Genomic DNA, 22,017 nt, shown 5'->3' with positions numbered 1-22,017 from the left:
GTCACTCGGCCGCGATCGCGTAGGAGTCGCCGTCGTCCCGCTTCCAGGGCGTCGGCGCCATCGACCAGACGGGCGAGTTGATCGCCATGTCCATGTCGCGGGCGAAGATCGCGAAGCCGTCGTAGCCGTGGTAGGGGCCCGAGTAGTCCCAGCTGTGCATCTGGCGGAACGGCACGCCCATCTTCTGGAAGACGTACTTTTCCTTGATGCCCGAACCCACGAGGTCAGGCTGGATCTTGTCGACGAACTTCTCGAACTCGTAGCCGGTCACGTCGTCGTAGATCAACGTGCCGTCCTTGACGTAGTGCTGGGCGGTGCGCTGATAGTCGTCGTTGTGGCCGAATTCGTAGCCGGTGCCGACGACTTCCATGCCAAGGTCCTCGTAAGCGCCGATGACGTGGCGCGGACGCAGGCCGCCGACGTAGAGCATGACCGTCTTGCCTTCGAGGCGCGGCTTGTACTTGGCAATGACCGCTTCGGTCAGGGCCTTGTACTTGGCGATCACCTTCTCGGCGTTTTCCTGGATGCTCTCGTCGAAGTAGCTGGCGATCTTGCGCAGCGATTCCTCGATCTTGCTCGGCCCGAAGAAGTTGTATTCCACCCAAGGGATACCGTACTTCTCTTCCATGTGGCGCGAGATGTAGTTCATCGAGCGATAGCAGTGCAGGACGTTGAGCTTCGCTTTGGGCGTTGCTTCCAGTTCTGCGATCGAGCCGTCGCCAGACCACTGCGCGATCACGCGAAGCCCCATTTCCTCAAGCAGGATGCGCGAGGACCAGGCATCGCCGCCGATGTTGTAGTCGCCGATGATGGCCACGTCGTAGGGGGAAGGTTCGAACGTCGGCTCCTTGTCGCCGGCCTTGTCGAAGACCCAGTCGCGCACCGCGTCGTTGGCGATGTGGTGGCCGAGCGACTGCGAAACGCCGCGAAAGCCCTCGCACCGAACCGGAACGATGGTCTTGCCGTCGTATTCCTTGCTCTTCATCTTGGAGACGGCTTCGATGTCGTCACCGATGAGGCCGATCGGGCATTCCGACTGCACGGTGATGCCCTTGTTCAGCGGGAAGAGCATCTCGATCTCGTCGATGATCTTGGCGAGCTTCTTGTCGCCGCCGAAGACGATGTCCTTCTCCTGGAAGTCGGAGGTGAACTGCATCGTCACGAAAGTGTCGATGCCGGTCGTGCCGATGTAGTAATTGCGGCGGGCAGCCCAGCTGTACTGGCCGCAGCCGACGGGACCGTGGCTGATGTGGATCATGTCCTTGATCGGGCCCCAGACCACGCCCTTCGAGCCGGCATAGGCACAGCCGCGGATGGTCATGACGCCCGGGATCGACTTGATGTTGGATTTCACGCCGCAGTCGCTCTTGCCCTCTTCGGACACATTGAGATGCTTGGCGCGGCGCTTGGCGGCCTTGGCCGGGTAGACTTCAAGGACTTCCTGGATCAGCGCCCGGTTGCGTTCCTTGACTTCTGCGATGTCTGTCGGGTTCGAGACACTCATTTCGATGCACTCCTGCTAATAACGGGCCTGCTAATAACGGGCCTGCTTGCAACGGACCTGCTTGTGCCGGGCCGGCCTCTGTCAGACCGGTTCGATCCGGGAACCGTCCCCCGCCCGCATGGAAGCGGGGGACGGGCCTTGTGTCGGATCAGGCTCAGGCGACTTCGGCAGCCTTGCCGACCTGGTTTTCATCGACGGCCGACATGATGCCGTGCTCCATGAGCAGGTCTTCCAGTTCGTCCATCGTGATCGGGGTCGGGATGATGCCGTTGCCCGAGTTGTTGTGGATCTTCTGGGCCAGCTCGCGGTACTCGTTGGCCTGGTTGCTTTCAGGCGCATATTCGATCACCGTCATGCGGCGCAGCTCGGCATGCTGCACGATGTTGTCGCGCGGCACGAAGTGGATGAGCGAGGTGCCCAGCTTGCCGGCGAGCGATTCTGCCAGTTCCAGTTCCTTGTCGGTCTGGCGCTCGTTGCAGATGAGTCCGCCCAGGCGCACGCCGCCGGAATTGGCATACTTGAGAATGCCCTTGGAGATGTTGTTGGCCGCGTACATGGCCATCATCTCGCCCGACATGACGATGTAGATTTCCTGAGCCTTGTTCTCGCGGATCGGCATGGCGAAGCCGCCGCAGACGACGTCGCCGAGCACGTCGTAGGAGACGTAGTCGATGTCGTCGTAGGCGCCTTCTTCCTCGAGGAAGTTGATCGAGGTGATAACACCGCGACCGGCGCAGCCGACGCCCGGCTCGGGACCGCCCGATTCAACGCAGCGGATGTCCTTGTAGCCGATCTTCATCACGTCCTCGAGCTCGAGGTCCTCGACCGAGCCGGCTTCGGCGGCGAGCGAAAGGATGGTGTCCTGGGCCTTGGCGTGCAGCATCAGGCGGGTGGAGTCGGCCTTAGGATCGCAGCCGACGATGAGGATGCGCTGGCCGAGGTCGGCGAGCGCGGCGAGGGTATTCTGCGAGGTGGTGGACTTGCCGATGCCGCCCTTGCCGTAGAAGGCGATTTGACGAAGTGACATTGCATGCTCCTAAGCTGTTCTTCGCGGTACTCCGGAGCGGTCACCCGCTTCCGGCTCTCCCCGTCGCCCGTGTTCTCCTGCGGCGGGTCAGCGGGTCTAACGCCGCTGCACCGGCTGTTCTGCAATGCCCGTGCCAAACGCTCGCAGGCGCAGCAAAAACCAGCATTTCCGCGCTTTCCAAGCCTTGTAGAGCCTCGTTGGGCCATGTGACAAAGCGGACAAATGGGCGAGTTTGTCGCAAAGGACACATGTCGACGTCGGCTTTTCTGGGCCGAAAGCGACGGGTTTTGCGGCGCAGCAGGATTGGCGCGCGACTTGCTTGTGAGTGGACATCGCAAGCTATGGAGAAGCCCATGCAAATCGGTGTCGAAACATCCAAGGCCGTAGACCAGCGCCGCATCTTCGTCGTCGACGAAGATGAGATCACGCGCGCCGCCCTCCAGTTCATGTTGCATGACGAGATCGAGACGCACGAGCTGTGCAGTCTCGCCGAGGCTTATGACAAGGGTCAGGACTGGTTGCTGCCGGACGTGTTCATCCTGGGCATGTCTATCCTCAAGGCGCACGGGATCGGCGTGATCAGCGAAATCGCCAAGAACTACCCGTCTGCCCGCGTCCTGATCGTTGCCGGGATGGAAGACGAAGAGCTGGGTCTGGCCGCCCTGAAGGCAGGCGCTGCGGGGGCGCTGCTGAAACCGCTCAAGATCGAAGCGGTGCGTCAGAAGGTCGACACCATTCTGGGCCGCGCCGGCGCCGCGCCTCTGGTGCAACTGGGCGGTCTTTGAAAAAACCCCGTCACGCGCCCCCCGGCCGTGACGGGGCCAGTCCCGATCAATCCTCTGCAGCGAGGATGATGTGCGATGCCTTGAAGCAGGCCAATGTCTGCGCGCCGGGCACGAGATCGAGTTCGCGGCGCGAGTAACCGGTGACGATCGCCGCCAGTTCTCGCCCGCCGCCGATGTCGATCACGACTTCGCTTTCGACTGCGCTATCGGTGACCTCGACGACAGTGCCGCCGATCAGGTTGCGTGCCGAGAGGCGAAGCCCCGGCGTGTCCGCCAGCAAGGTTATGAAACTGGCGTTGATCAGCGCGACAGCGCGTCCGCCGGGGCGCAGGTCAAGTGCGGCAATGCAAGAGTTGGTCACCAGCGCATCGATGACGATGCAGTCGTTCACCAGCAGGCCCACCTCGGCGTTGACCGGACCATGGACGATGGCCGTCACGATACCATCCAGCATGTTGCGCGAACTCGTGCGCAGCCGGCGCTGGCCCGCAAGACCTGGGGGATCGCCAAGGCGTGCGACGCTCGCCACGGTCAGGCGCTTTCCCCGGCGAACAGCGCCTGCAGTTCACCACTGGCATACATGTCGCGCACGATGTCGCAGCCGCCGATGAACTCGCCGTTCACATAAACCTGCGGCAGCGTCGGCCACTCGGAGTATTCCTTGATGCCCTCGCGCAGGAAGGGATCTTCCAGCACGTCGACACCGATGTAGGGTCGGCCCACGGCATAGAGAACCTTGACCACACCGGCGGAAAATCCACACTTCGGCGCAGCCGGATCACCCTTCATGAAGACGACGATCTCGTTGTCTGTAACGAGCTTGCGGATACGATCTGAAGTGGCCACGAGTCAGTCTCCTTGGCTGAAAGTATCGGCGGTTTCGGGAACGAAAGTCTGCAAGGCCAGGGCGTGCAGTTCGCCGCCCATGTCCGAGCCGATCGCGGCATAGACCATCTTGTGTTGCTGGATGCGGCTCTTGCCGGCGAACGCCGCAGACGTGACACGCGCGGCCCAGTGGTCGCCGTCTCCGGCCATATCCACCATCAGCACCCTGGCATCGGGAAAAGCCGCGATGATGCGGCTTTCGATTTCTGCAGCGTCCATCGGCATTGCGGATCTCCTCAGACGAAGGACAGGATTTCGACGGTTACGTCCTCGGTACCAAGGATCGTGGCATGGCACGCCATGCGGGACTTCGATCCGACGCCGACGATCATGTCGAGTTTACCGTTCTCGTCAGACGATATCCTGGACAGCCCCTTGCGGCCTTCCAGCACGGACACATGGCAGGCATCGCTGCAGTCGTGGTCGGCCGGTTCGCCCCCGCCAATGAGCGAGAGAAGCGACGCCCCTTCGGGCGCATCGACGGTTCGGCCTGCGGGCATGATGGTAAGCGTAGTCATGGTCTTGTACTCCGGGTGTCAGTAAATCGCTGCGCCGGCGCCGCTGTTGATCGACGCGTCCTTGAGGCGCGCGACGATGAAGGCGATCTGTTCCGGCGTGAGATGGGCGTGAAACGGCAAGGCTATCGCGCGGTCGGCGACTTTCTCGGTCACGAAGAGGTCGCCCCTCGTCCAGCCTCGCTCGCGGTAGACGCGCTGCAGATGCAGTGGGCTGGAATAGGCATGGACCTCGATCGCCTCCGTACGCAGATCCTCAAGGATCGCATCGCGTGAGGACTTGCTGAAGCGCGTGCCGAGATGGACGACGTAGAGGAACCAGTGCACCGCCTCGACATCGGGCGAGACATAAGGCGGCTTGATCCCCTCGAAGCTCTGCATGAAACCGTCGTACATGGCCTGCACGCCGCGCCGCCGCTCCAGCAGTACATCGAGCCGGGAAAGCTGGGAAAGCGCCAGTGCGGCGGTCAGTTCGCCCATGGGCGCGCCAAACGGAGCATCGACGCCGGCGGACACCGAAGCACGGTCCCCCAGCGTCCGCGCGCGCATGCGGCGCATCGTCATCGCCAGCGTGGCATCGTCGGTGACGATCATGCCCCCTTCACCGCAGCAGATGACGCCGGGCTGCGCGAAATCGAACAGTGCGACATCGCCGAAGCTGCCGACGATCCCCGCGTTGTGACGCGATCCGATAGCCTCGCTCGAATCTTCAATCAGGAAAAGACTGTGTTCGTCCGCCAGCGCGCGCAAGGCGGGCCAGTCGGCGGGATGCCCTGCCGCGTTGCCGGCGATGATCGCGCGCGTTTTGTCGGTCACTTTCGCAGCGGACTTGATCGCGGACAGGCAACCCGACCAGTAGTCGATATCGGCGAAAACGGGCGTTGCGCCGGTACGCAACACCGCATGGCCCAGCTCGCGGAAGCTGTGGGCGGGCAGGATGACTTCGTCGCCGGGGCCGATCCCCTTGGCGGTCAAAGCGATAAGCAGGCCCATGGCGGCACTCGCCACGGCAATGCCCTTGGCGCGGCCACAGTGATCGGCGAAGGCCCGCTCGAGCGTCTCGACCGTGGGGCCCTCACCCAGCCGGTCGCCGCACAGCACGACGTTGACGGCCTCCAGATCCTCCTGCGTCAGATCCGGGTCGCAGAGCGGGATCTGCAGCGGTTCGCCATCGGCGATGGAGACGACTTCCGCGCTCATGCCGGCACCTTTGCCGCCAGAAGGATGCCGGTCGCTTCGGCAGGAACTTCGGTCACGCGGATGCAGTGTTCCGAGGTGTCGAGCAGATGGAGGTCGCATCCCCCCACAGTGCGAAACGGCTCTTCCAGCACGTCCGAGGCGTCGCAATGGCGCAGCGTAAGATCGGGCACGAGACGTTGCAGCGCATAGGCCACGCTGGCGGGCTCCACGCTGTCCTTCAATGCGCGCGACAGCGCGTCTATCCGGGCGATGTCTTCCGCTTCGATCGCCATGCTTCTGCCCTTCCTCATTGCCAGAACTGACGGGCCGGATCGACCGCGAGACGCGTGAGCAATTCACCCAGCCGCGCGAACCGGCCATCCTCTACCCAGCATTCCGCTGCGTGATCGCGGCGGGACAGCGACCATTCGCCGCGCCGCTCGTCCCAGGTCAGCAGCGCCACGTCGATCTCGCCGCCATCGGGGTCGACGTTGCGCGAGCAACAGGGGCTGCGCACGAGGTAGCCGTCCGAAACCGGGAGCACCGTCGGCGTCACGTAACGATAGCGTTCACGCCCTTCGAGCGAGCGCGAGACGCGCATGAGATCGATCTCGTTCGGCTGGCGCGCGACCATCGGCTCTGCAGTGCGGCGGCGAAGGGTCGAGGCAATGGACATTGTCGCTCTCCCTCAGGGCCTTAACAACTCTTCCTCGAAACATCCGACAACCAGCGGGCTGCCGGATTCCGAAAGGAACTCGACGAGATAGACGGGCGTGTTGGAATCCGCGTGATGGCCGACATTGACGATTTCGCCGGGTGTTCCGGTGGCCGCCAGAACAGCTTCTGCGGCCACACCCGGATAGCTGCCGTCATTGACGAGATCGACGGCGGCAATCACGCGTTCGCCCCAACCGTAAACGGGTTCGCGAAGGTCCATCATGCGCCGACCCTCCTCGCCGGGAGCGCGCAAGGCAGTTCGTCCTCTTCCTCGTTCTCCCACACCGGCAGCAGCTCGCGCCGCTTCATGCCGACGCGGTTGCCACTCTCCAGGAACTCGACGCCGTAGATGTAGAACTGCTGGAGGAAAGTGCCGATCGAGACGATCACCCCTTCCTCGCCCTTTTTCACCAGCAAGTCTCCGATTTCCTTGCCGGCATAAGTGCCGTCGTTGCGCACCAGCCGCTTGGCCCGGACCCGCTCACCGTAGCGGAAGGCCGGCGGGCCATTGAGTTCGACGACATCGCTGTCGCGCACGATATTAGTCATCGGCTTCCTCCTCCATGCGGTCGAGAACATCGATGAGGACCTGCGCGCCGATGCGGTCGCGCGGGTCGAGTTCGAGAAGCTTTTCGGCGGCCTCGCGCCCCTGATCGAGCTTGCCGAGCCGCATCGAGAGGTAGGCGAAGCCCTTCAGGCTGAAGAGAAAAAAGCGCGGCAACAGCGCTTCCCATTCACCGAAAGCCGCGTCTTCGGGCGCCACCCGGCGCCAGTCGTCGCCCAGCACATTGAGCCGCATTGCCTTCTCGACACAGGCACGGGCTACGTCGAGCGCTTCGGCCAGTCGTCCCTTATAGAAGTAGAAGCGGTAGAGCGCGATCAGCACGGCGGCGTGATCGGGGGCGATAGCCTCGGCCTGAAACAGGTGCGTTTCAGCCACATCGGTCATGGCATAGCGCTCGGCCGCCTTGTCGAGATGGGCGCGTGCCTCTGCCGGTAGCCCACCACCAAGCAGCGGACTGGCAAGGATCGAACGCTCCACAGCGTCCGATGCCCCGCCAAAGCCTTCGAAGAACGGCCCATCCATCACCCCGACCTCCTTACGCCTGATACCGGGGATAGGCGCTGTCGATCACGCAGGTGTTGTCCACGGGACAGATGGCAACACACTGCGGATCGTCGAAGTGACCGATGCACTCGGTGCACTTGGCGGGATCGATGACGAAAGTGCCCTTCGCCTCCGATATCGCCTCATTGGGGCAGAGCGCCTCGCAGGCGGTGCAGTTGGTGCACTGGCTGGCGACAATCTTGAAGGCCATGGCCGTCAGCTCGCCTGGCTGAGCAGCGCACCCTGGCGGATGGCTGCATCGCCGCGGTCGACATGGACGATCTCGCCCGCCTCAAGCTTGGCCAGATAGTCCTTGAACCAGACCAGCGCCGATTGCTCGATGAACTCGTGCGCGTACTGGTCGACCGGTTCGATACCGGCGGCGGTAAGATCGGCCTTGGGGCAGCCGCCGATCTTCGAGACGAAGACGGCATGGCAGTCGTTGATCGCGGTGATGACCGTATCGAGCGCGTCTTCCTCACCATAGCCGCCCTGGCAGTAGAGATCGACGCGGCGGTGGCCGACGAACTTGGCGCCCTTGGCGGAAAGCTCGTAGATCTGGAACTCCTTGGCGTGACCGAAGTGTTCGTTGATGATGCCGTGGCCCTTGGTGGCGACGGCAACCAGCAGCTTCTTGTCACCGGCCTTTTCCAGACCGTCGAGTTCGCTCTTCTTCGCCTCGACCTTGGCCTGACGTTCGGATTCGACTGCCTGCTGGTAGGCCTTGCGACCTTTGGCATCATATTCGACGTCCATCGCCATAATCTTGTCGGTGGTGAACTCGGCCGAGCGATCCTCGCCCAGCAGACCGACGGCGTCGGCGCGGCACTGGCGGCAATGACGCATCATGTTCATGTCGCCTTCGCACTCGTCCTGCAGCGCCTTCAACTCCTGCGCGGTCGGGCCGCGCTGACCGTTGAGACCGAAGACGGTGCCGTGCTCGGGCGCCGAGATCAGCGGCATGATATTGTGCAGGAAGGCCCCGCGCGATTTCACCGCCTTGTTGACCTCGACAAGGTGCTTGTCGTTGATGCCCGGGATCATCACCGAGTTGATCTTGGCGAGAATGCCGCGCTCGGTGAGCATTTCGAGGCCGAGAAGCTGGCGTTCGGTCAGGATCTTGGCCGCCTCGTAGCCCTGCAGGCGCTTGTTCTCCCAGAAGATCCAGGGATAGATGTGCTGGCCGATCTCAGGGTCGACCATGTTGATCGTGATCGTGACGTGATCGACCTTGTACTTCGCGATCTCGTCCACCCAGTCGGGCAGCGCGAGGCCATTTGTCGACAGGCACAGCTTGATGTCGGGCGCGACCTCGCTGATGAGACGGAAGGTCTCGAAAGTCTTGCCCGGATTGGCGAGCGGATCGCCCGGGCCGGCAATGCCGAGCACGGTCATCTGCGGAATGGTCGATGCGACGGCCAGCACCTTCTTTGAGGCCTGCTCGGGCGTCAGCCGTTCGGAAACGACCCCGGGACGGCTCTCGTTGGCGCAATCGTACTTGCGGTTGCAATAGTTGCACTGGATATTGCAGGCGGGCGCCACAGCCACGTGCATGCGGGCATAGTGGTGGTGCGCTTCTTCGGAATAGCAGGGATGGTTTTTCACCTTCTCCCAGATTTCGGGCGCCATGTCGGCGGGGCCGGCGCTGCTGCCACAGCTGGCCTTGCCACTCCCCCCTTCAGTGCCGCAGCCCTTGTGCTCGGCTAGCTTCTGCATGACGTCGCCGATATCGACGGCGGGTTGGCTGGACTGTCCTTCCGGGAACACGGCTTCGGTCATGGAAACTCCCCGTTTGTGTCGCGCGGCGGCGGGAAGCTCGCCCGCGGTTTGACGATGGATGCTGCATCGCAAACACCGTGCCAAAACCGGGAACGGCGCATTTCCCGGACTTTCAATGCCGCAATGCAGCAGATCGTGTCGGGTTTTCTCCGTGCGCTTTGTCTCATTGTCGCGACCGCGACAGACACGACACGGTCAACCAATACAAAAGCACCGCCTCCCAAGGGAGACGGTGCAGGCGTTCCACTCCAGGCTCGTCGCACAAGTCGGGTCGCGAGGGACTAGGTAAGCAGGCGCTCGATCGCTTCGCCGAGCGGCATGTCGATGGCGACGATGCCCTGTTCGTCGAGGAAGCGCCTTTCGTTGCGCGTCAGCGTTTCGGGATCGACCACCACGTAATGACGGTCGGAAGACCGCTTCTTAACTTGCCGGGCATAAGTGCGCAGCAGCTGATCGTGGAAATGGCAGCCGAGAAAGACGAAGCTCATGCCGGTGCGGCGCTGGCGGACTTCCTCGGGGATCGGCGTCTGAATGTCGATCTCGGTGAGGACCTCAACATAGTCGGCATCCGAAATCAGGAAATTGGCGTCCGGCGCAATGCAGCCATGCGGCGTGTAGAGCAGTGTCCGGGCCTTGGCCGCCTGCTCCGCATCGATGGCGTTGCCCTCTTCATTATAGAAACGGAACCAGCGGTCCTCGCCAATGCCGGCGCGGGTTATGCCCTGCACTTCGGCCCAATCGTAATGCCCGGCTAGAGCCGCACGCATTTCGCCAGCATACCAGGTATCGACGATGAGCGGCAGCGAGAGGCCAGCCAGCCAGAGATGGAAGGGCGACGGCGGAACCGGCGCGGCGAAGGCCTCCTGCATCCACAGCGTTACCGTGTCGCGAAACCGATAACTTTCGATGTACTGGGCAGCGGCCCAGGGATTGCCGCGCGCCCGCTTGGGCAGTGCGGTCTTGCTCGCGAAGAAATCGGCCAGAGCCTCGGGCGCCATGGGCGCTTCCTGCTCCCGCAGGGCCGATATGCCGGGGCCCAGATAGGGCACCATAGTGCCGCCCTGGAGCCCCGCCCGCACTTCGTCGAGCAGCACCAGCGGATTTTCAAGAACGTCGTGCGTCATGTTCAATCCTCCTCGGCCGCGACGCGCTTGCGGGCGTCGACCGTGATCGGCAGCGGGGTGTTTTCGGCCATTTCTGGCATTTCGAGCACCCAGCCGTTGGCGAGCTTCGCCCAGCCGCCCCAGATCGTCTCGCGTTCCAGCTCGACGATCGGCTCTTCAAGGTCCTTCTTGGGAACATAGGCGGAGAGTACGCCCTCGGCGCGGCGGATCATGACTTTCATCGACGGGGCTCCTTGGGCGATGGGTCCGCAGGGGACGGTTCGGATTCCAGCAGCCTCAAGGGCGTCACCGGGCCGTTTTCGAGAAGATGCGCGAGCGCCGGGACCTGCCCGATCCGCTCGCGGGCAATGTCGCGGATGGCGTGTTCCGGGTCTTCCAGAAGCGGCGCGAGTTCCTCCTCGGCGACACGCTCTGCGACGGTAAAGCGGACCCGGAAATCGCTGTCCGTCAGCAGCAGGCGCAACTGGTCAAGCGGCAGACGCTCGGCCACCAGCCGCCGCACCAGCGGATCGGGATCGAAACACATGTCCGGCAGCGCGCGCACGTCGATACGCCGCGCCACCCAGGCCCGCACTTCCGGATCGGGATCATGGCGAACCAGCGGCAGCATTTCCACCGGCATGCGGCGTACTGCGGTAATGCGCACCATGTAGGCATCGTCCTTGACGGCGGGCATCAGATCAGCCCCCTTGAGGCGCGAGGCGGCGGCAATGCGCACGTCGGTATCCTCGTCCCGGATCATGCGGCGAATCCGCTCTTCAGGAAGCCGGAGCGTTGCCATGGCCCGCACTTCGGGTTCCGGATCGGCAAGCAGCGGCGGCAACCGGAAAAGGTTGGCATAACGTGCCGCCCCGGCCCGAACTTCGAAGTAGGGATGATCGAGGTACTGGTCGGCAAGATCGGGGTTCCCTTTCAAGAAGCGCTCCACCCGCCGCGCGCGGCGATCCCGGATGCAGGCTTTGCCCTTGGCGCAAAGCCCCATCGCGTTGATCTGCTGGTGATCGCATTCGCGGCAGCGAATGGGCCGCCCTTTCCAGTCCAGCGCTAGTCCGAGGTCGTCGTCCGTCATCGGCCGCTTCCCGGACGTTGCAGCTCAGGCCGGCACGCAGGTCTTGGGCACAGGGCAGACGGTGTCGCACTGCGGGTGGTCGTACTGCCCTTCGCATTCGGTGCACTTGTTGGGATCGATGATGAAGGTATCGCCCTTCATCGAGATCGCCGCATTGGGGCACTCGAACTCGCAGGCACTGCACCCGGTGCACTGCGAAGCAATGATCTTGTAAGCCATGGATGGTCTCCTGCTGTCGTTTTCCGAAAGCAAAGCAGGAACCATGCCAGCACCCTAAACGGCTGAAACTCGGCGATTTCATGTTCGCAGGCTTTGTCGGGTCTGCGACAAAGGTGTCGACATTCGCCCACTGGCGACAAAGCCGGCCCTCAGCCGCGAAGGCGCTGCGCCGCGATCACACCCACTGCGCCCAGCAGCGTGAGCGTGGCCGAAACGATCACTGCCACGTTCCAGCCGTGGAGCACGTCATCCCCGGCATGGGCCACGAGTACCGCTGCCAACGTCAGGCCTGTAGCCGAGCCCAGATAGCGCGCGGTATTGTTCGCGCCGCTTCCCATCGCGGCCCTTTCCGGCGGCACGCTGTCGATCGCCTGCTGGCCCAGGGCCGCATTGAGCAGGCCGTTGGCACTTCCTGCCAGCAGCATGCCGGGCAGGAAGTGCACAAAGCTGCCGTCAGGGCCCGCGAAGCCCGTGGCCGCCTGCCCTGCCCCGCAGGCCAGCAGACCGGCGACAATCACCCGGTCCGGCGTCGCCCAGTCCGGCAGGCGCTTCGCCAGCAGCGCGGCGATGGCTGTCATCGCCGACCAGGCGAGGAGAACGAAGGCGCCGACAATGGGAGACGTCCCATAAGCCCGATGGAGCACGGTGGGCACGAAGGACATGATGGCCAGCACCCCGGTGCCCGAAAAGAACGCGCCCAGGATCGCTCCCGTAAAGTCTCCGCGGCGGAACAGCGATAGATCGAGCATCGGCTGGCGCTTGCGATATTCGATGACGACGAACGAGCACAGCAGCACGGCGCCGCCTACGAGCAGCGCTACGACGAGCGGACGTGCGGGATCGGCCCGCGCCTCGGTCATGCCGCTCAGCAGCGCGGCCATGCCGACGCCCAGCGTCAGCGTTCCCGCGAAGTCGACCGGTCGGGCCTTTTCGGCTTTCGACTCCGGGAGGAAGCAGATGCCGCCGACAACGAGCGCAGCGGCCAGCAGCGCTTCCAGACCATAGACCGCCCGCCAGCCGGCCAGGCTGTCCACGAAGGCGGCGAAGATCGGACCGACAGCGACACCGCCGCCCAGAGCCGCCGCCCATATGGCGGTAGAGTGGGCCCGGTCGGCAGGCACCGGAAATATCTTGGCCAGCAGCCCAAGACCGCAAGCCATGACCGCAGCACCGCCGACGCCTTGCAGCACGCGCAAGACGATCAACCCGCCCGTGCTGGACACGAACAGACCGGCACCGAGCGCCAGAGCCAGTACCGCCAGACCGGCATTGAACACCCGCCGCCTGCCATAATCGTCTCCAAGGGCTCCCCCGGGCAGCAGCCCGATGGCGCACCCCAGCGGCATGCCGCTCAAGATCCAGGCCTGCCCACCTGCCCCCGACCCGAGCGCAGCCGACGTGGTGCCCAGCGTCGTCAGCGGGATCGTGAACACGGCAAGGACGAGCGCCGTTGCCAGCGACACGACGGCCAATGCCGCCCCCGTCTTTTCGACGGGGCAAGGCATGGGTGCGGCAAGAGTTTCGGTATTCTGCAGATCGGCCATCTTGGGGCGATAAACTCCTCGGATTGCATCCGGTTCAGGCGAGCGGGCTGTAGCTCGGCCGCCCGAACCGCCCGAACACCTCGTCCTCGTTATTCTGGAGATCGGAGCCGTAGACGCTGCTCATCCATTGCGATGGCGGAACATTCTCTATCGCCACCGAGACCAATCCGGGACCGTCTACGGGAGTATCGCGGATGGCATCCGTGATCTTGTCGGCCAGCGCCCGCTTATCGGCATCGCTGCGCCCTGCCTGCATTTTCACACTGACATCCGGCATGACTTTTTCCTCGGAGACTCGGGACGGACCGCGCCGATCAGCGCGCCACGCATCCGTCATCGACCGGGAGAACGAGGCCCACCACAAAGCTTGCGCCCGGGCTGCTGGGCCACATAACGGCAGCGGCGACTTCCTCGGCCTGGCCCAGCCGCTTGATCGGCACGTCGCGCATCATTTCATCCATGATGGCGGTCTCGCGTGCCTTCATCTCGGCCACCATCAGTGTATCGATGATGCCCGGGGCACGGGCTAACTGGCACGGCGCCACGGCAACTGGCGCTGTCACTCACTATGCCATCCAGCAATTCAAGGAGGGCAAAACGTCAACTGGCTGGAGCCCGTCAGCGACGCGGAACATTCCGGCGAATAGGCGCGGTTACCCTTCCCGCTTGGCAAACCACGCGATGGCATCGCGCACGGTTTCTTCGAGCGGGCGCGGGTTCCAGCCGAGTTCGCGGCGCGCCTTGCCGTTGTCCAGTTCGCGAAACACATCGGACAGGTACATGGCATCGGTACTGACGAGGAAATCCTTGCGGCCCAGCAGCTTCATCACGCGCTCCGCCACCCAGGCGATGCCATAGCCGACCTTGTAGGGCAGGAAACGCGGCGACTTGTTGCCGCGGATCTTCGTCGCCATCGCGTAGAAGTCGCGGTTGCGGACATATTCGTTCGCAATGATGTAGCGCTCGCCGATGCGGCCGTGCTTTTCGGCCAGCAACGCGGCCTGCGCCGCGTCGCGGATGTCGACGGTCGGCTGCCCCACATCGATGCCGATCGGCATCGCCCCGCGGGCCACGTCCCACAGCGCATGATTGTGCGGGGTCGGCTGGTAGTCTTCCGGCCCGTAGGTATTGGCGATGCAAAGCGCCACGCCCGGCAGCCCCTTGTCCCGACAATAGGCCAGCAGGCGGTTTTCCGCCTCGAGCCGCGCCTTGATGTAGGGTGGCGCGCGGTCGAGCCAGTTGAACGGGATGTCCTCTGTCACCGGGCCGTCAGGGTTGATGCCCAGCGTGCCCATGGTGCTCGTGAAGACGAAACGCTCGATGCCGCATTCCAGCGCCGCATCCATCGCGTTCACCAGCCCATCGACGTTGTTGCGGAAGATCGGGGTCTGATCGGTCAGCCAGAAGCGCGGATCGACGACGCTGTAGAAGACCGTGCCGCAGCCCTCCATGGCCTTGCGCAGCGATTCCGGATCGAGCACGTCGCCATAGACGATCTCAACCGGCAGCCCCTTTATCGCGTGCTGATTGCTGCTCTTGCGCAGCAGCACGCGCACCTTGCGCCCCTGCTCCACCAGCTGTCGCACGATGTGGCTGCCCACAAAACCGCTGCCGCCGGTGACCAGCGTTATCTTGGTGTCCGTATCCGTCATGCTTGTCCCCATCGCACCGCGCCGGGTTGGCAAGCCCGCGGCATCGGATTTCCCTCTGCCGCTACAGGTACCGGGCATGGGCGGCTTCGCCAAGGCAGGCCAGCACAGAAGCGCCACGCCGATCTATGCCTGCGTCCCATGCTCCCTAAACGGGTTCGAACGAGAGTTGGTCGGTCGCGTTGAAATTCCCAAAAGGAGAGAATTCTTGCTTTTGGAAAAATTCAAAACCCCGGGTCTTTCGCATCTGTCCAAGCCAAAGCCATGGAGCATACTCCGATGGTCGGCACCGACACCGTCGAGCGAAGGGTGTCGCACGCCCCGGAGGGATGGACCCTGCTCGACGTCCGCGCCGCCGATCAGCGGGCCGCCGAGGCTATCGAGGGATCGCGGCACATCTATGTGGGCGAACTGAACAAGCGCTGCCAGGAACGGGACAAGGATGGCGACTACACGCTGATGTGCGCCAGCGGCATGCGGGCGGCCGTGGCCGCGGGCTGGCTCGCCAGCAAGGGGTTCGAGAACCTCGACATCTATCTCGGCTTAATGGGCGCCTGGACGTCGGCGCACGGCTGATCGCTCGGGATTATCTGCAGGGCTTGGCAACGGTCGCGCAGCGCCTGCCCTGCCATTCAAAAAACCGATGTCCAGCAAAACGTTGAGACGGATCAACGCATGGCCACACCGGATGCCCTACCGGTGGACCATGTGTACACAAGGGTTCATAGTCGCCGCGCAAGATAACCGTCAGAGTCGCTTGGAAACGCGCGGGTCGTAATGAGTCATACTGCATCAGCCATGGGGCGCCGCTGGTCCTTCTCGATCGGAACCGTCAAAGGCACCGCCGTCCGCATTCACGCGACCTTTTTCCTGCTCTTGCTCTGGGTGGGCATTGGAGGCTGGGCAACCGGAGGTCCGACCGCCGCGCTTCATATCATCACACTCATCTGTCTGGTCTTCTTCTGCGTCGTCCTGCACGAGTTCGGCCACATTTTTGCAGCGAGACGGTTCGGTGTGCGCACGCCCGAAGTGGTGCTGCTTCCCATCGGCGGCGTATCGCGGCTCGAACGTATTCCAGAGGAACCGCGCGCGGAGTTCGTGATCGCCATAGCCGGGCCGCTGGTCACGCTGGCAATCGCGCTCGGCCTGCTGCTGGTTCTGGGCAGGATGCCGTCGGCCGAGGAGATCCAGCTTGGTGGCGGTGTGCAGGGGATGATTGCCCAGCTTGCCTACATCAATCTCTTCCTGTTCCTGTTCAACCTGATCCCGGCCTTTCCGATGGACGGAGGCCGCGTGCTGCGTGCCGGTCTCTCAGCGTGGCTCGGTCATTCGCAGGGCACCCGCGTTGCTGCCGGAATCGGTCAGTTTTGCGCGATCCTGCTGGGCGTGGCCGGCATATTCTCAAGCAACATCATCCTCGTCCTGATCGCGGTCTTCGTCTATTTCGCTGCGGGTTCGGAAACCGGCATTGTGGCGCTGCGCGATATCACGGCAGGCAAGACCGCACGGGAATCGATGATCGACAACTTCGTGCGGCTGCAGGCAAGCGATCCCGTCGCCACAGCGGCAAGCACGCTGATCCATTCCGATCAGGGCGAATTTCCCGTGCTCGACCATCATGGTCATCTCGTCGGTTTTCTGACCCGCGACGGGATCATTCATGCGCTTGCCGGTCCCGGCCCCGACACCCCGATCGGGCAGGTCATGCTGGACATCCCGCAAGTGTCGCAATGGACCCGCATGGACGAGATCATCCCAATGCTGGCCAGTGGGACAAAGGCTGTCGGCGTGGCGGCCGACGATGGACTTTGCCTGGGCTACATCACTTGGGAAAACCTGATGGAAGAACTGCTTATCTCACGCGCGCTCAAGCGTCGGAAAGCGGAAAGCTTCCCCGCCGGGGCGCACCCCGGACACTAGACAACGATAACAAAGAGAGGCCGAACCGATGACCAAGCCCCCCTCATCCGTCCTGTGGTTCGAAGACATCGGCATTGCCGATGTCCCCACTGTCGGCGGCAAGAACGCCTCGCTCGGCGAAATGGTGCGCGAACTCGGCAAGAGCGGCGTGCGCGTGCCTAACGGCTTCGCCACCACATCTGCCGCCTACCGCCACTTCATCGACGCCAGCGGCATCGAAAGCGACATCCGCGCCGAAATCCGGGCCTACAACGAAGGCAAGTCTACCTTGCACAAGGCCGGGAGCGCGGTGCGCGAACACATCCTCTCGAGCCCGCTTCCCGATGCGCTTGCCGACGAGATCCGTGCTGCCTACGATGAATTGGCGCGCCGGCTCGACATGTCCAGTCCCGCCGTTGCCGTACGCAGCAGCGCTACCGCCGAGGACTTGCCGGACGCCAGCTTTGCCGGCCAGCAGGAGACCTTCCTCAACGTGCGCGGCCACCGCGCCCTGCTCGATGCCTGCCGGCGCTGCTATGCCTCGCTCTTTACAGACCGCGCGATTTCCTACCGCGAAGCCAAGAACTTCGATCATTTCTCCGTCGCGCTCTCGATCGGCATCCAGCAGATGGTGCGGTCCGATCTGGCAGGATCGGGCGTTATCTTCACGCTAGACACCGAAACCGGATTTCCCGATGTCGCCGTGATCAGCGGCGCCTGGGGCCTCGGTGAAACGGTCGTGCAGGGCATGGTCGACCCGGACAAGTACATCGTATTCAAGCCCCTGCTGGACACCGCGGGCGTCAAGCCGATCATCGAAAAGAGCCTGGGCGCGAAGGCCACCAAGATGGTCTACGCCGAAGGCGGCAGCAAGCGCACCCGCTTGCTGGAAACGACACCGGCCGAGCAGCGCGAATATGTGCTGGAAGACGAGGACATCGTCGAACTCGGCCGTTGGGCGGCGACGGTCGAGAAGCACTATGGCCGGCCGATGGACATGGAATGGGCCAAGGACGGCGAGACCGGCCTGCTCTACCTCGTGCAGGCCCGCCCGGAAACGGTCCAGTCAGGCGCCAGCCGCACCGCCTTTCGCAGCTACCGGCTCAAGGAAAAGGGTACGCCCATCGCCACCGGCGCTGCCGTAGGCAGCGCCATTGCCGCGGGCAAGGCCTGCGTCATCCGCGATGTCGCCGATATCGAGCGCTTTCCCGACGGTGCGATCCTCGTCACCGGCAATACCGATCCCGACTGGGTGCCGGTGATGAAGCGCGCTTCGGGCATCGTCACCGACCATGGCGGCAACACCAGCCACGCCGCGATCGTAAGCCGCGAACTGGGAGTCCCCGCCGTCGTCGGCACCGGCACGGCCACGCGCGACCTTCGCGACGGGCAGGAGATCACCCTGTCCTGCGCGGGCGGCGAAACCGGGACCATCTACGACGGCCTGCTCGCTTTCGACAGCGAGGAAATCGACGTAGGCGCGCTGCCGGAGACCCGCACGCAAGTGATGGTGAACATCGCCGATCCCGGCGCGGCGTTCCAGTGGTGGCGTCTGCCCGCCAAGGGCGTGGGCCTCGCCCGCATGGAGTTCATCATCAACAACCTGATCAAGGTCCATCCGATGGCGCTGCTCCACCCTGAGCGCCTGAGCGACGAGGATGCCCGCACGATCAGCGCTCTTACCCATGGGTACGACAGCCCGGCGGACTACTTCGTCGACACACTGGCCCGCGGGATCGCGAGGCTGGCCACACCCTATCACCCGCACCCCGCTATCGTCCGGCTAAGCGACTTCAAGACCAACGAATATGCCCACCTCCTCGGCGGCTCGACGTTTGAACCGGAAGAGGAAAACCCGATGATCGGGTTCCGCGGAGCCTCACGCTACTACAACGAGCGCTACCGCGAAGGCTTCGCGCTGGAATGCCGCGCGCTCAAGCGGGTCCGCGAGGAGTTGGGCTTCACCAATGTCGTGATCATGGTGCCCTTCTGCCGCACCACCGCAGAGGCCGACAAGGTGCTGGAGGTCATGGCCGAAAACGGCCTCAAGCGCGGCGAGAACGGGCTCGAGATCTACATGATGTGCGAAATCCCGGCGAACGTGATCCTGGCTGAGGAATTCGCCAAGCGCTTCGACGGCTTCTCGATCGGCTCCAACGACCTGACCCAGCTCACGCTCGGCATCGACCGCGATTCCGACATGCTCGCCGACCTGTTCGATGAACGAAATGAGGCGGTCAAACGCATGATCGCGCAGGCCATCGACAAGGCCCACGAGGCCGGGATCAAGATCGGCATCTGCGGCCAGGCCCCCAGCAACTACCCCGACTTCGCGGCATTCCTGGTGGACGAAGGCATCGATACGATCTCGCTCAACCCGGACAGCTTCGTGCGCACCATCGGCTCGATTGCCGATGCCGAGAAAAAAGCGGGCTAGGCGTCGGGCGCGGCCAGCGCACCCTTGAGGAACAGGCGCGTGCGATAGCGGATCTGGCGGTCGTAGTCGTCGGGGGCCATCTGGCCCCACAGCGCCAGTTGTACCGATCCCTCGACGACGAGGATCAGGAAAGACGCGGCTGCATCGTGCGCATCCGGCACGGTGGCCGCATCGGGCCGCAAGCGGCGTTCGAGCAGATCGGTGATGTATCCCAGCGTCGGCCCCGCCGTCCGTTCCCAGAGGTAGGCGGCGATTTCAGGACTGCGGAAGACCTCCGTATTGGCAATGCGCACGAGCCGCATGCCGGACTTCTTCTTGATGTTGGACACCCACAGCTGCGCCACCGCAACGAGCGTGTCCTCGAGGTCGTCGCACTCCTGCTCGCGCAGCCGATCCACCGGGATGATCCACTGGTCTATGGCCCGCTGCAGCGCCGCCTTGAACAGCGTCTCTTTGTCGCCATAGCGCGAGTAGATCGTGCGCCGCGACATGCCCACTTCGGCGCAGATCGTGTCGATCGTTGTGGCTTCGAAACCGCGATCCAGAAACAGATCGAGCGAGCTGTCGAGCAGTTCCTCGTTGCGCTGCTCGATCATCTCGCGCGTTGGCCGACCCGGCCTGCGCCCATCGCTGCGCGGCTTGCGGACCGGCTTTCCGGTGAACAGTCTGGTCGTGGTTCCTGCGTCCATGACTTGGGACTAGAGCACGCCTCGCCCGAATGTCACCCGCTAATATCGACGTCGGCGTAGCTGGCCAGCATCGCCGGATCGGGGAGAGGCATCTGCAGGTATATGTCGAGGTGCCGGATTTTTCCGTCCTGATCGAACGCATAGACCGACAGCGAATTGACGGCATTCTGCACGCCGCCCATGGTCGTGCGCTCCTCCAACTCGAGCAGGACGAGGTTGCCCTTCTCGGTCACGCGCTTGAACGAGCACTCCCATTCCGCCGTCGGCGCCCAGCCTGCCAGGAAATCGCGGTAGCTGGGCCAGTCCATCACTTCCTTGAAGTTCCCGACACGCTCGAAGCTTTCGGGATCGAGGAAAGCGGCGATCTCGTCCCAGCGGGAGGCATCGAAGCCGGTCTGCTTGGAGGCATCGACCAGCGCCTTGGTCGTCTCCCCGTATTCCAGCGCCTTGCGCGAGAGGCCCCTGTAGCCATCGATTATGTCTGCGATTTCGTACATTTTCATGGGTCTGGCTCCGGTCAGGCGGCCTGCGCGGCGAGATAGCGGTCGAGGACGGTATGGAACCGGGCGATGCTCAGTTCCTCGTGGATCAGCGACATGTGATCGAGGCCCTTGTTGCGCAGCCCTTGCTGCTGGCGCGGCATCTGCTCGTAGTCCTGCTGCAGCGCGAGGAAATAGGGATAGCTGCCGGCTTCGGTCACTTCGATCGGCTCCGCGCGGTACTGCGCCCGCACGGCCTCGGGCAGCCACATGTAGGCGGTGACGTGCCAGATGCACTTGTTCGGATCGCCGCTGGGATGCGGATAGGCCATGATCGTCGTCGCCTCGCCCGCGCGGATTGTCATGAAGAAGTTGGGGAACAGGAACCAGCCCTGATTGTCGCTCATCTGGTCGTCGCTAAGCCCGCTGACATCGAGGCCCTTGCCTGTCAGCGTCTCGCGCGTCGCCTGTTGCAGCAGCGTCCGCACCGTAACGCCCTCAGGGAAGGCGAGAGCCCCGTCTTCATCGCGATAGCCGGCAACCAGTTCCTCGAAGCGCGGCAGCACTTCCGCGACGGTCGGAAACGTGCCGGGCAGGCTGCGAATGCCCTCGACCTGTTCCTCCAGCGAGCATTCCGCCGTGCGCTTCACTTCGAAGGGGGAAACCGCCATGCCGTGATCGCCGAAGAACCCGTGCCGGCTGTTGCCCGCCTCGAGGTCGATCACCGAGAGCAGTTCGGGATGGACGCCGATGATGTGGTAACCCTCCGAAAAGGCGTCGATCACGACCTTCCAGTTGCAGTCGAGTTCCTCGCGAACGTCCATGCCCACCGGGGTCATTTCGTCGAGCTTGTAGGCAGACAGGCGCTCGACGACCTCCGCCCCGAGGAACTCGGCGAGAGACTTGGCGGCCTTGTCGGGATTGAGGAAGATGAAGCCTGCAAAGGTATCGACCGGCACTTCGATCAGGCCATGCGCGCCCTTGTCGATATCCCCGACAAGATCCGGCCGGGCGACGCCGATCAGCTTGCCGTCGAGACCATAGGTCCAGAGGTGATAGGGGCAGGTGAAGCGTCCGGAGTGCCCCTTCTTCTCCGCGCACAGGATGTTGCCGCGGTGGCGGCAGGCGTTGACGAAACCGCGGATCACACCGTCGCGCCCGCGCACGATCACATAGGACTGATCGAACAGCGAATAGACTTTCCAGTCGCCGCTTTCCGGAAGTTCATCGGCGCGGCCGACGATCTGCCACACCTTGCTCCAGATCTGCTCCTTCTCACGCTCCTGCACCTCTTCGGAGGTGTAGCGATCCGTACCGATACGCCAGTTAAAGGCCGAAAAATCTATTTCCTTGAATGGCTTTACGGCGGTCTGTTCAGTCATCGCATCAACCTTTCCCTCGGCTTCGAA

At 63.5% G+C, this 22,017-nt stretch carries 29 protein-coding genes; 4 read left to right on the top strand and 25 right to left on the bottom strand.

Annotation, left to right across the window (positions count from 1 at the left end):
• Window position 1: 1 nt before the first annotated feature.
• Both nifD and nifH read right to left on the bottom strand, forming a co-directional pair.
• Window positions 2-1,504 carry a nitrogenase molybdenum-iron protein alpha chain gene (gene nifD, locus IEX64_RS02550; RefSeq protein ID WP_188817958.1) on the bottom strand — a complete coding sequence of 501 codons (1,503 nt, stop codon included), beginning with the start codon at window positions 1,502-1,504 and terminating at the stop codon, window positions 2-4.
• Window positions 1,505-1,658: 154 nt separating this feature from the next.
• Entirely contained in the window at window positions 1,659-2,531 is an 873-nt protein-coding gene (gene nifH, locus IEX64_RS02545) for a nitrogenase iron protein (protein ID WP_188817956.1), read from the bottom strand.
• A gap of 353 nt (window positions 2,532-2,884) precedes the next feature.
• On the opposite strand from nifH, the gene IEX64_RS02540 reads away from it, so the two are divergent.
• Window positions 2,885-3,316 (top strand): response regulator, encoded by a 432-nt coding sequence (locus IEX64_RS02540; RefSeq protein ID WP_188817954.1) that lies wholly within the window; start codon window positions 2,885-2,887, stop codon window positions 3,314-3,316.
• A 46-nt stretch (window positions 3,317-3,362) separates the two neighbouring features.
• Here the strand turns inward: IEX64_RS02540 and IEX64_RS02535 are convergent, their stop codons facing one another.
• From IEX64_RS02535 to IEX64_RS02440, 20 genes are all read right to left on the bottom strand, one after another.
• Window positions 3,363-3,845: a TOBE domain-containing protein gene (locus IEX64_RS02535; RefSeq protein WP_229710028.1), complete on the bottom strand. Its 483-nt coding sequence runs from the start codon at window positions 3,843-3,845 to the stop codon at window positions 3,363-3,365.
• 2 nt (window positions 3,846-3,847) lie between these two features.
• The gene (grxD, locus tag IEX64_RS02530) at window positions 3,848-4,162 is read right to left on the bottom strand and encodes a Grx4 family monothiol glutaredoxin (RefSeq protein ID WP_188817952.1); all 315 of its coding nucleotides are present in this window, start codon (window positions 4,160-4,162) and stop codon (window positions 3,848-3,850) included.
• A gap of 3 nt (window positions 4,163-4,165) precedes the next feature.
• Entirely contained in the window at window positions 4,166-4,426 is a 261-nt protein-coding gene (locus IEX64_RS02525; RefSeq protein WP_188817950.1) for a BolA family protein, read from the bottom strand.
• Window positions 4,427-4,437: 11 nt separating this feature from the next.
• A complete protein-coding gene (locus IEX64_RS02520; RefSeq protein WP_188817947.1) occupies window positions 4,438-4,719 on the bottom strand; it encodes a 2Fe-2S iron-sulfur cluster-binding protein in 282 nt (93 codons plus the stop codon).
• An 18-nt stretch (window positions 4,720-4,737) separates the two neighbouring features.
• Complete coding sequence (locus IEX64_RS02515; RefSeq protein WP_188817945.1) at window positions 4,738-5,916, bottom strand: DegT/DnrJ/EryC1/StrS family aminotransferase; 1,179 nt, start codon at window positions 5,914-5,916, stop codon at window positions 4,738-4,740.
• Window positions 5,913-6,188, bottom strand: coding sequence for a DUF6129 family protein (locus IEX64_RS02510; RefSeq protein ID WP_188817942.1), 276 nt, complete (start codon window positions 6,186-6,188; stop codon window positions 5,913-5,915). The genes IEX64_RS02515 and IEX64_RS02510 overlap by 4 nt, the downstream gene beginning before the upstream one ends.
• 14 nt (window positions 6,189-6,202) lie before the next feature.
• The gene (locus IEX64_RS02505; RefSeq protein WP_188817940.1) at window positions 6,203-6,571 is read right to left on the bottom strand and encodes a DUF3024 domain-containing protein; all 369 of its coding nucleotides are present in this window, start codon (window positions 6,569-6,571) and stop codon (window positions 6,203-6,205) included.
• A 12-nt stretch (window positions 6,572-6,583) separates the two neighbouring features.
• Window positions 6,584-6,835, bottom strand: coding sequence for a nitrogen fixation protein NifZ (locus IEX64_RS02500; protein WP_188817938.1), 252 nt, complete (start codon window positions 6,833-6,835; stop codon window positions 6,584-6,586).
• On the bottom strand, window positions 6,832-7,161 hold the full coding sequence (locus tag IEX64_RS02495) for a nitrogen fixation protein NifZ (RefSeq protein WP_188817936.1): 330 nt from the start codon (window positions 7,159-7,161) through the stop codon (window positions 6,832-6,834). The genes IEX64_RS02500 and IEX64_RS02495 overlap by 4 nt, the downstream gene beginning before the upstream one ends.
• Complete coding sequence (locus IEX64_RS02490) at window positions 7,154-7,699, bottom strand: hypothetical protein (RefSeq protein ID WP_188817934.1); 546 nt, start codon at window positions 7,697-7,699, stop codon at window positions 7,154-7,156. The genes IEX64_RS02495 and IEX64_RS02490 overlap by 8 nt, the downstream gene beginning before the upstream one ends.
• A 13-nt stretch (window positions 7,700-7,712) precedes the next feature.
• Entirely contained in the window at window positions 7,713-7,931 is a 219-nt protein-coding gene (locus IEX64_RS02485; RefSeq protein ID WP_188817932.1) for a 4Fe-4S dicluster domain-containing protein, read from the bottom strand.
• A 5-nt stretch (window positions 7,932-7,936) separates the two neighbouring features.
• Entirely contained in the window at window positions 7,937-9,499 is a 1,563-nt protein-coding gene (gene nifB / locus IEX64_RS02480; protein WP_188817930.1) for a nitrogenase cofactor biosynthesis protein NifB, read from the bottom strand.
• A gap of 281 nt (window positions 9,500-9,780) precedes the next feature.
• On the bottom strand, window positions 9,781-10,623 hold the full coding sequence (locus tag IEX64_RS02475; protein ID WP_188817928.1) for an SIR2 family protein: 843 nt from the start codon (window positions 10,621-10,623) through the stop codon (window positions 9,781-9,783).
• A 2-nt stretch (window positions 10,624-10,625) separates the two neighbouring features.
• Window positions 10,626-10,844: a putative nitrogen fixation protein NifT gene (gene nifT / locus IEX64_RS02470; protein WP_188817926.1), complete on the bottom strand. Its 219-nt coding sequence runs from the start codon at window positions 10,842-10,844 to the stop codon at window positions 10,626-10,628.
• Entirely contained in the window at window positions 10,841-11,692 is an 852-nt protein-coding gene (locus IEX64_RS02465; protein ID WP_188817924.1) for a 4Fe4S-binding leucine-rich repeat protein, read from the bottom strand. Before IEX64_RS02465 ends, nifT begins: the two co-directional genes overlap by 4 nt.
• Window positions 11,693-11,716: 24 nt before the next feature.
• Window positions 11,717-11,911 (bottom strand): 4Fe-4S dicluster domain-containing protein, encoded by a 195-nt coding sequence (locus IEX64_RS02460; protein WP_188817922.1) that lies wholly within the window; start codon window positions 11,909-11,911, stop codon window positions 11,717-11,719.
• A gap of 149 nt (window positions 11,912-12,060) precedes the next feature.
• Window positions 12,061-13,455, bottom strand: a complete 1,395-nt coding sequence (locus IEX64_RS02455; protein ID WP_188817920.1) for an MFS transporter — start codon at window positions 13,453-13,455, stop codon at window positions 12,061-12,063.
• A gap of 34 nt (window positions 13,456-13,489) precedes the next feature.
• Window positions 13,490-13,732, bottom strand: coding sequence for a tautomerase family protein (locus tag IEX64_RS02450; RefSeq protein WP_188817918.1), 243 nt, complete (start codon window positions 13,730-13,732; stop codon window positions 13,490-13,492).
• A 37-nt stretch (window positions 13,733-13,769) separates the two neighbouring features.
• A complete protein-coding gene (locus tag IEX64_RS02445) occupies window positions 13,770-14,018 on the bottom strand; it encodes an SDR family oxidoreductase (RefSeq protein WP_229710027.1) in 249 nt (82 codons plus the stop codon).
• A 90-nt stretch (window positions 14,019-14,108) separates the two neighbouring features.
• Window positions 14,109-15,107 carry an NAD-dependent epimerase/dehydratase family protein gene (locus IEX64_RS02440; protein ID WP_188817916.1) on the bottom strand — a complete coding sequence of 333 codons (999 nt, stop codon included), beginning with the start codon at window positions 15,105-15,107 and terminating at the stop codon, window positions 14,109-14,111.
• 276 nt (window positions 15,108-15,383) lie between these two features.
• On the opposite strand from IEX64_RS02440, the gene IEX64_RS02435 reads away from it, so the two are divergent.
• The 3 genes from IEX64_RS02435 (at window position 15,384) to ppsA (ending at window position 19,440) form a co-directional block, all read left to right on the top strand.
• Window positions 15,384-15,680: a rhodanese-like domain-containing protein gene (locus IEX64_RS02435; protein WP_229710026.1), complete on the top strand. Its 297-nt coding sequence runs from the start codon at window positions 15,384-15,386 to the stop codon at window positions 15,678-15,680.
• Between the two features lie 201 nt (window positions 15,681-15,881).
• Window positions 15,882-17,024 carry a site-2 protease family protein gene (locus IEX64_RS02430; RefSeq protein WP_188817912.1) on the top strand — a complete coding sequence of 381 codons (1,143 nt, stop codon included), beginning with the start codon at window positions 15,882-15,884 and terminating at the stop codon, window positions 17,022-17,024.
• A gap of 28 nt (window positions 17,025-17,052) precedes the next feature.
• Window positions 17,053-19,440, top strand: coding sequence for a phosphoenolpyruvate synthase (ppsA, locus tag IEX64_RS02425; RefSeq protein WP_188817910.1), 2,388 nt, complete (start codon window positions 17,053-17,055; stop codon window positions 19,438-19,440).
• On the opposite strand, the gene IEX64_RS02420 is transcribed toward ppsA, so the two are convergent.
• Genes IEX64_RS02420 through IEX64_RS02410 form a run of 3 tightly spaced genes read right to left on the bottom strand, consistent with a single transcriptional unit; the run spans window position 19,437 to window position 21,990 of the window.
• A complete protein-coding gene (locus IEX64_RS02420) occupies window positions 19,437-20,129 on the bottom strand; it encodes a TetR/AcrR family transcriptional regulator (protein WP_188817908.1) in 693 nt (230 codons plus the stop codon). The two genes, ppsA and IEX64_RS02420, sit on opposite strands and share 4 nt — an antisense overlap.
• Window positions 20,130-20,161: 32 nt before the next feature.
• Window positions 20,162-20,632, bottom strand: coding sequence for a hypothetical protein (locus IEX64_RS02415; RefSeq protein WP_188817906.1), 471 nt, complete (start codon window positions 20,630-20,632; stop codon window positions 20,162-20,164).
• A gap of 14 nt (window positions 20,633-20,646) precedes the next feature.
• Window positions 20,647-21,990, bottom strand: a complete 1,344-nt coding sequence (locus tag IEX64_RS02410) for an aromatic ring-hydroxylating oxygenase subunit alpha (RefSeq protein WP_188817904.1) — start codon at window positions 21,988-21,990, stop codon at window positions 20,647-20,649.
• Between the last annotated feature and the right edge of the window lie 27 nt (window positions 21,991-22,017).

Source organism: Novosphingobium indicum, from assembly GCF_014645195.1.
In the GTDB taxonomy this organism is placed as follows: Bacteria; Pseudomonadota; Alphaproteobacteria; order Sphingomonadales; family Sphingomonadaceae; genus Novosphingobium; species Novosphingobium indicum.
This window is presented reverse-complemented; position numbering and strand designations above follow the sequence as displayed.